We start from the raw sequence: 3,679 nt of genomic DNA, 5'->3' as shown, positions 1-3,679 counted from the left end.
CCCTCTGCCATTCTTGAATCCGCCCTCTATGTCACCGACCTCGACGCCGCCGAGCACTTCTACACCGACATTCTCGGCCTCGAGCTGCTCGGCAAGGTAGAAGGCCGCCACCTGTTCTTCCGCTGTGGCCCGGGCGTCCTGCTCGTCTTCAACGCCGAGGCGACCAGAATTCCGCCCGCGCCGGACGCAAGGCTGAAAGTGCCGCCGCACGGCACGGTCGGCGAAGGCCATCTGTGCTTTGCCGCGACCGCCGATGAAATCGAGCTTTGGAAAGCCCATCTCTTGGCGAAGAAAATCGCCATCGAAAGCGAATTCGAATGGCCGCAAGGCGGCCGTTCGATCTATATACGCGACCCTTCGGGCAATTCGATCGAGTTCGCCGAGCCGAGAATCTGGGACCTTTGATGCATTCGCCAAACCTCCATACGCTTGATGGCAAGAAGATCGTCGTCGCCAGCCACAATGAAGGCAAGCTGCGCGAATTCGCCGAGCTGATGGGGCCGTTCGGTTTCGAGGCGAAATCGGCCAAGGCGTATGGCCTGCCCGAACCGGACGAAACCGGCACCACCTTCGAGGAAAACGCCTACATCAAGGCCTTTGCCGCGGCAAAGGCGACTGGCCTGCCGGCACTCTCGGACGATTCCGGCCTCTGTGTCGACGCGCTCGACGGCGCGCCCGGCGTCTATACCGCGAACTGGGCCGAGACTCCGGACGGTTCGCGCGATTTCGCCATGGCCATGCAGCGCACCGAAGTGGCGATGCAGGAAGTCGGCGCGGCCACGCCCGAACGGCGCACGGGCCGCTTTGTCGCCGTCATCTGCCTCGCCTTTCCCGACGGCGAGGCCGAATATTATCGCGGCGAGGCCGAGGGCACGCTGGTCTGGCCGCCGCGCGGCGAGCTCGGCTTCGGCTACGATCCGGTGTTTTTGCCCAATGGCTTCGACAAGACCTTCGGCGAGATGAGCGCGGAGGAAAAGCACGGCTGGAAACCCGGCCAGGCGACGGCGCTGTCGCACCGCGCCCGCGCCTTCCAGAAATTCGCCCAAGCCCGGCTTGGTTCGGTGAGGCCTGGCTCGGCATGATCGGACCCGGCACCACCATGGCGCTCGACCGCGGTCCCGGCTTCGGCGTCTATGTCCATTGGCCGTTCTGCGCGGCCAAGTGCCCCTATTGCGACTTCAACAGCCATGTCCGCCACCAGCCGGTCGACCAGGAGCGCTTCGCCGCCGCCTTCGAGGCCGAGTTGGCGACGATGCGCCAGCGCACCGGGCCGCGCGAAGTGACCAGCATCTTCCTCGGCGGCGGCACGCCGTCGCTGATGAAGCCGGAAACCGTGGCCAGGGTTCTGGACGCCGTGGCTGGGAATTGGACGGTGCCTGACGGCATCGAGGTGACGCTCGAGGCCAACCCGTCCTCGGTCGAGGCGGAGCGGTTTCGCGGTTACCGCGCCGCCGGTGTCAACCGCGTCTCGCTCGGCGTGCAGGCGCTGAACGACAAGGATTTGCGCTTTCTCGGCCGGCTGCACAATGTAAGGGAAGCCTTGCACGCCATCGGGCTCGCGCGCGAAATCTTTCCGCGGCTCTCCTTCGACTTGATCTATGCGCGGCCCGGGCAGACGCCGGAGGATTGGCAGGCGGAACTCGACCAGGCGATCGGCCATGCCGCCGACCACCTGTCGCTCTACCAGCTCACCATCGAGGAAGGCACGCCCTTCCATGCGCTGCACGCGGCGAAGAAATTTGCCATTCCCGACAATGACCACGCCGCCGATCTCTATGCGCTGACGCAGGAAATCACGTCGGCGCACGGCCTGCCGGCCTACGAGATCTCCAACCACGCCAGGCCGGGCGCCGAGAGCCGGCACAACCTGACCTACTGGCGCTACGGCGAATATGTCGGCGTCGGCCCCGGTGCGCATGGCCGCTTCGTGGAGAACGGCCATCGTGTGGTGACCATCGCAGAACGGATGCCGGAAACCTGGGCCAATCTGGTCGAGGCCAAGGGCCATGGCATCACCGGCGGCGAGCTGCTGACGCGCTCCGAAGAGGCGGACGAGTTTCTTTTGATGGGGCTGAGGCTCGCTGAAGGCATCGACCTCTCGCGCTACGAGGCCTTTTCCGGGCGCGAGCTGTCGAGCGCTCGGCTGTCGGTGCTGCAGGGCGAGGGGCTGGTGGCGCCGATCGGCAACGCCCGCCTGCGTGCCACGGCGGCCGGAATGATCGTGCTCGACGCCGTGGTGGCGGACTTAGCGCGCTAAACCTTGAAAAACGTCCTCTTCGTCTGCAGCCAGAACCGCTTGCGCAGCCCGACCGCCGAACAGGTGTTTTCCACGCGGCGCGACATCGAAGTCGCCTCGGCTGGCACCAACCATGACGCCGACACGCCGCTGACGCACGAGCTCGTCGGCTGGGCGGACATCATCTTTGTCATGGAGAAAACCCACCGGACGAAACTGCGGAAGCAATTCAAGGCCAGCCTGAAGGCGGCCAAGGTGATCTGCCTCGATATCCCCGACGATTATGAATTCATGGACCCGGAGCTGATCGCGCTTCTGAAGGCGCGCGTGTCCCGGTATCTGGACTGAGCGCTTGCATTCGCCCCTTCGCCTTCGGCCGAACACCGTTGACCCCGAAGCCTATCTGCCCGAATTGTAGCCCCCGTTCCTCCCGGCTCCGGACGTCATGGCCACGCGCGAACCACCCAAACCCACGGACGCCCCGCTCACCTTCGCGGTGCTGGTGTTCCCCGGCTTTCCGATGATGGCGTTCAGTTCCGTCATCGAGCCACTGCGCGCCGCCAACATACTGGCGAAGCGGGAATGCTACCGCTGGATCATCGTCGGGGCGACCCAAGGTCCGGTCGAGGCCTCGAACGGCGTCGTCATCCAGCCAGGCTTTTACGCCGAGGCAGCGCCCAAGGTCGACCGCATCGTGGTCTGCTCGGGCGGCGATGCCGACCATCTCGTCGCCGAGGACGCAGCGAGCTGGATCCGCCGCAGCCTGCGCGCCGGCGCGCATATCGGGGCGGTGGCGGACGCGGCGTTCTTCCTCGCACGCGCGGGCCTGCTCGACGGCCATGCCTGCACCTTGCATTGGACCAGCCAGGCCGCCTTCACCGAGGCTTTTCCCAACATCGAGCTGCGCCGCGATCTCTACGTCATCGACCGCAAGCGTTTCACCTCGGCCGGCGGCGTCGGCAGCCTCGACATGATGCTGGAGATCGTCACCCGCGACTACGGCGCCGAGCTTGCCGCCGGCGTCGCCGAATGGTTCGTGCACAGCCAGCTGCGCTCCAGCGTCGACCGCAAGCTGATGCCGCTGCGCCTGCGCACCGGCGTGCAGAACGAGCTGGTGCTGTCGGCCATCGCCATCATGGAAGACGCGGTGGAGGAGAGGCTCGGCATGGCCGAGCTGACGGCGAAGCTCGGCGTTTCCTCCGACAAGCTCGAGCGCTCGTTCCGCTCCGAACTCGCCATCTCGCCCAATGGCTATTACCGACGGCTCAGGCTGAAACGCGCCGCCGACCTGCTGGCGCATTCGACGCTTGCCGTGCGCGACGTGGCGCTCGCCTGCGGCTTTGCCTCGATGTCGAGCTTTGCGCGGGCCTTTAGGGAGGAGCATGGGCATGCGCCGAAGCTGGCGAGACGGCATTAGCGCGAGTTGACGCGGGAGGCGTTGGC

General features: G+C 65.8%; 5 protein-coding genes. All 5 read left to right on the top strand.

Going from position 1 to position 3,679, the window contains the following annotated elements; all coding sequences use genetic code 11:
* Positions 1-405, top strand: a 405-nt coding sequence (locus LB524_RS28705) for a VOC family protein (RefSeq protein ID WP_224531730.1), incomplete at its 5' end; no start/stop codon positions are given.
* Entirely contained in the window at positions 405-1,082 is a 678-nt protein-coding gene (gene rdgB, locus LB524_RS28700) for an RdgB/HAM1 family non-canonical purine NTP pyrophosphatase (RefSeq protein ID WP_015314796.1), read from the top strand. The genes LB524_RS28705 and rdgB, both read left to right, overlap by 1 nt.
* Complete coding sequence (gene hemW / locus LB524_RS28695) at positions 1,079-2,257, top strand: radical SAM family heme chaperone HemW (RefSeq protein WP_224531728.1); 1,179 nt, start codon at positions 1,079-1,081, stop codon at positions 2,255-2,257. The genes rdgB and hemW overlap by 4 nt, the downstream gene beginning before the upstream one ends.
* Positions 2,258-2,260: 3 nt before the next feature.
* Positions 2,261-2,584 (top strand): low molecular weight protein tyrosine phosphatase family protein, encoded by a 324-nt coding sequence (locus LB524_RS28690; RefSeq protein ID WP_015314798.1) that lies wholly within the window; start codon positions 2,261-2,263, stop codon positions 2,582-2,584.
* A gap of 97 nt (positions 2,585-2,681) precedes the next feature.
* The gene (locus LB524_RS28685) at positions 2,682-3,653 is read left to right on the top strand and encodes a GlxA family transcriptional regulator (protein ID WP_224531726.1); all 972 of its coding nucleotides are present in this window, start codon (positions 2,682-2,684) and stop codon (positions 3,651-3,653) included.
* Positions 3,654-3,679: the final 26 nt, after the last annotated feature.

This window comes from Mesorhizobium sp. ESP6-5 (genome assembly GCF_020164695.1).
Classification (GTDB): Bacteria; Pseudomonadota; Alphaproteobacteria; order Rhizobiales; family Rhizobiaceae; genus Mesorhizobium; species Mesorhizobium australicum.
The sequence above is the reverse complement of the archived record's forward strand: the minus strand, read 5'-3'. Positions and strand labels throughout refer to the sequence as shown.